Consider the following 3,859-nt stretch of genomic DNA (forward strand, 5'->3'; position numbering starts at 1 on the left):
ACGAACAAGTCGATTGCGGGCTCGACATCTGGATGAACACGATAGCGGCCAAAATCACGCACGCCTTCCTCCCGGAGGATTTGTTCGTCGAGATAGAGCTGACCCGTACACTCGCGCGCGCGCCGTTGGAACAGCGCCCACGCAGCATCGGCCATGATGTCCGGCAATCTCGAGTGCAGCATGGCCTCCTCTCCGCCAAGCGCAAACCGGATCGCCGATGTCGCAATCGTGGTGCGCGGCCAGAGTGCGTTGAACGCGATCCCTTCGCTTCGGAACTCTTCGGCCATACCGACCATGAGCATGCTCATCGAGAACTTGCTCAGCGTATACGCCACATGATCACCGAGCCACTGTGGCTTCAGGTTAAGCGGTGGCGAGAGTGCGAGCACGTGCGGATTCTCTGCGCGACGCAGATGCGGGATACAGGCGCGCGATACCAGGAAGGTCCCGCGCGCATTGATCTGATGCATCAGATCGAAGCGTTTGGGATCTGTTTCAAGCGTCCCCGTGAGGCTGATCGCCGACGCGTTGTTCACGCAGATGTCTATACCTCCAAAACGATCGACTGTCGCTGCGATAGCGCGCTCCACGGAATCTGCGTCCCGCACGTCTACCACCAGCGGCAACGCACAACCGCCCGCCGCCTCGATCTCGTTGGCCGCCGAGTACACGGTGCCCGGAAGCTTCGAATGCGGCTCGGCGGTCTTTGCGGCCACCGCGATATTGGCCCCATCACGCGCCGCACGCAGCGCGATCGCTAAACCGATTCCGCGGCTCGCCCCCGTAATGAAGAGCGTCTTCCCTTTCAGTGACATGCCCAAGACTCCAAGAAAGAAGCAACTCAGCCCGCGCTGGCTTCGGGCGCGTAGACGTGCGTCTCGCAACCGTCAGGGATGAAATCGACTGCGTTCGCGGCCCCCTCCTCACGCCACATCTCGTATGCGATTTCCCGTACGATTTTCCCGTCCCTCATCTCGAAGACGTGCGTAAGCCGGACACACAGCTCACTTCCCTTCGGATAGGGAAGATTCTTCATCTCGTTGCCGACAATCGTGATGTGTCCAATCTGGTCGTCGAACACAAACTTCTCAGTCGCAAAACGACGCAACGGCACGACCTTCCGATAGGCGACGGTCCTGAAAATGCCTCGATACGCTTCAAGAATCTCGTCGCGGCTACTCATCACCACGCCTCTTGTAGGCGCCTCCCAGGAAATATCTTCTGCGTAGAGCGCCACCGCATTTTCCACCAGCTCCGGCGTTTCATTGTGGAAATGAGCCTCGACCACCTTGAGGTTGCGTGCAATGATCTCATCGCGAGAGAGTTCGCTATCGGGAACACTCGTGTCGACTTTGATCGCCTTGACTGCTGCCATGCTTCCTGCGTTCATATTCCCATCTCCTCGCTATCTCTTGCTGTCACTGTCAGCCACGCTGACGACTATCCACGATTGAATTGCTGATGCTGCCCAGGCCTTCGACGCTTGCCGTCACGGTCGCGCCGGGCTTCATGAAGACTGGCGGCTTGCGCGCCATTCCCACACCATCGGGTGTACCGGTCAAAATCACATCGCCCGGACGCAGCGTGACGTGCCTGGAAGTGAAGGCGATGAGCTCGCCCACACTGAAAATCATGTCGGCAGTCGTACCCGATTGCATGACCTCGCCATTGACGACGGTCTCCAAGCGTAGATTGCCGACGTCAACCGCATCCGCCGTGGTGATGAAGGCACTGATTGCGCCGCTCTTTTCGACGTTCTTCCCCAACGCCCACTGGCCTGTCCGCAGCGTAGTCGCCTGAAGCTGGGATGCGCGGCCGCTGATATCGTTGGCAACGGTGTAGCCGAAGACGCCAAGCTCGGCCGCTTCCGGGGTGACATCAGTCAATGTCGCGCCCACGATGGCCGCTAGCTCAACCTCCCAATCGAGGCCGTCCGGCTCCGCCGCCGGCACCGGAACCGGGGTGCCGTCAGCAACAAGCTCTGCGCTCCAGCGGGCGAACAGGTTGGGGAACGTCGGTGCGTCGAGCTTCGCCTCCTGGCCATGCTTCGCGTAGTTGATTGCCGCGCATACCACCCTCGCGTCTCGGGGAACGGGAGGCACCAACGTAAGTGCCGCAAGATCGAGCTCACCTGATTCGAGTATCGCTGCGGCCTCGCGCCAGCGGAGAATATCGTCGTAAAACGAATCAATGTCGGTCAACGGCGCAACACGACCTTCGATCAGCACACCCATCGTTCGGTCTCGCCGCCCGCCCCTCGGACTCTGGAACGCTACAAAGCGCATGGCTCGCCTCCTTCAAGATTAGTTGGCTCTTGGAAACCCAAGATCAATCCGGCTGCCAGCCGGGTCCGGCCAGCGCGACGTCACGGTTTTCGTTCGGGTATGGAAAGCGATGGCACCAGGACCAAAGAGCTTGGTCTCTGTGAATGCACTGTCCTTCCATCCGCCGAAACTGTGGAAAAAGACCGGAAACGGAATCGGTACGTTGACGCCGATCTGCCCAGCCTCCGTCTCGTCGATGAACTGCCGTGCGGCGCCGCCATCCCGCGTAAAGATGGCTGCACCGTTTCCCAACGGATGATTCGCGATGATCGAGGCCGCCTCGTCATAGCTGCCGACCCGGACGACCGAAAGCACCGGACCGAACAGCTCATCGGAGTGAACTGCCATACCGGGCTTGACGTGATCGATAAGTGCCGGTGCGACGTACCAGCCGTCACGTGCCTCGGCCAGATCTCCACCTGCCACGAGTTCGCCCCCTTGCATCTTCGCGCCTTCGAGGTAGCGTGCGATCCGGTCCCGGGATTCACTCGTAATGACGGGACCGACGTCCGAGCCTGCTTCGTTCGCCGGACCGGTCCGCAACCCGCGAACTCTTTCTGCGATCTTCGCGACAAGTGAATCGGCAATGTCGCCGACCGCAACCACGACGCTGACCGCCATGCACCGCTGGCCCGCTGCGCCATAGGCAGCGGAGACCGCGGCGTCGGCCGCCATGTCCAGATCGGAATCAGGCAACACCACCATGTGGTTCTTGCCACCTCCGAATGCCTGGACGCGCTTGTTCTTTGCCACCCCGGCGACGCGGATCGCTTGCGCTACTGGCGTCGATCCCACGAAGCTGATCCCCGCGATATCGGGATGCGCAATCAACTGGTCGACAATCGCCTTACCACCAAGCACGACATTGAAAACGCCATCGGGCAGGCCCGCCGCGGCGAAGAGCTCCGCGATGCGCACGGTCGCGCCGGGATCGCGATCGCTCGGCTTGAGTACGACCGTGTTTCCGGATGCGATCGCCATGGCCGCCTGCACGACAGGGATCAGCACAGGAAAGTTGAAGGGACTGACCGCCGCCACAACACCAATCGGGTATCTGACTTCGTAAGCATCGACACCGCGCGAGACGCCCGGACTGAAAGACGCCCCATACCAGGTCCCGATCGACGCCGCCTGCCCAAGCACTTCAATGGCTCGCTCAACCTCGGCGCCGGCATCCGACGGCGTCTTGCCGAGCTCGCTCACGACGAGTTGGATCAGTTCATCTCGAGCCCGCCGAAGTGCCTGGCCCAGTTCAATCATCATGCCTGCGCGCTGTTGCAGCCCGGTACGCGACCACCCCGCGAAGGCTCCGCGCGCTGCCGCGACCGCAGCCTCCACGACCTCGTCTGTCGCTACTGCTGCGACACCTGTCTGCACTCCAGCCGACGGATCGAAGACCGGAGTGCCGTCCTCGCCTGCTACTGCGGCACCGTTAATGAAATGACTAATCTGCCTCATCGTCTCTGCTCCTTCCATACCGACCGGACCGCAGCCTCGCCCAATCGGCGAATGTTGAACACGTGGCTCGCCTCTGT

The 3,859-nt window shown here is 61.1% G+C and carries 4 protein-coding genes; all 4 read right to left on the bottom strand.

The genetic code is table 11. The annotated features are described in order from the left end of the window. A partial coding sequence (locus FAZ69_RS32860) for an SDR family oxidoreductase (RefSeq protein ID WP_136899617.1) occupies positions 1-815 on the bottom strand: 815 nt, incomplete at its 3' end. A gap of 26 nt (positions 816-841) precedes the next feature. Next, entirely contained in the window at positions 842-1,390 is a 549-nt protein-coding gene (locus FAZ69_RS32865; RefSeq protein WP_136899619.1) for a nuclear transport factor 2 family protein, read from the bottom strand. A 34-nt stretch (positions 1,391-1,424) separates the two neighbouring features. Continuing rightward, on the bottom strand, positions 1,425-2,234 hold the full coding sequence (locus tag FAZ69_RS32870; RefSeq protein ID WP_206171256.1) for a fumarylacetoacetate hydrolase family protein: 810 nt from the start codon (positions 2,232-2,234) through the stop codon (positions 1,425-1,427). 69 nt (positions 2,235-2,303) lie between these two features. Next, positions 2,304-3,859 (bottom strand): CoA-acylating methylmalonate-semialdehyde dehydrogenase (gene mmsA / locus FAZ69_RS32875; protein WP_206171257.1); only part of this gene is annotated, 1,556 nt, incomplete at its 5' end.

The sequence above is a fragment of the Trinickia terrae genome (assembly GCF_005144415.1).
Taxonomy (GTDB): domain Bacteria; phylum Pseudomonadota; class Gammaproteobacteria; order Burkholderiales; family Burkholderiaceae; genus Trinickia_A; species Trinickia_A terrae.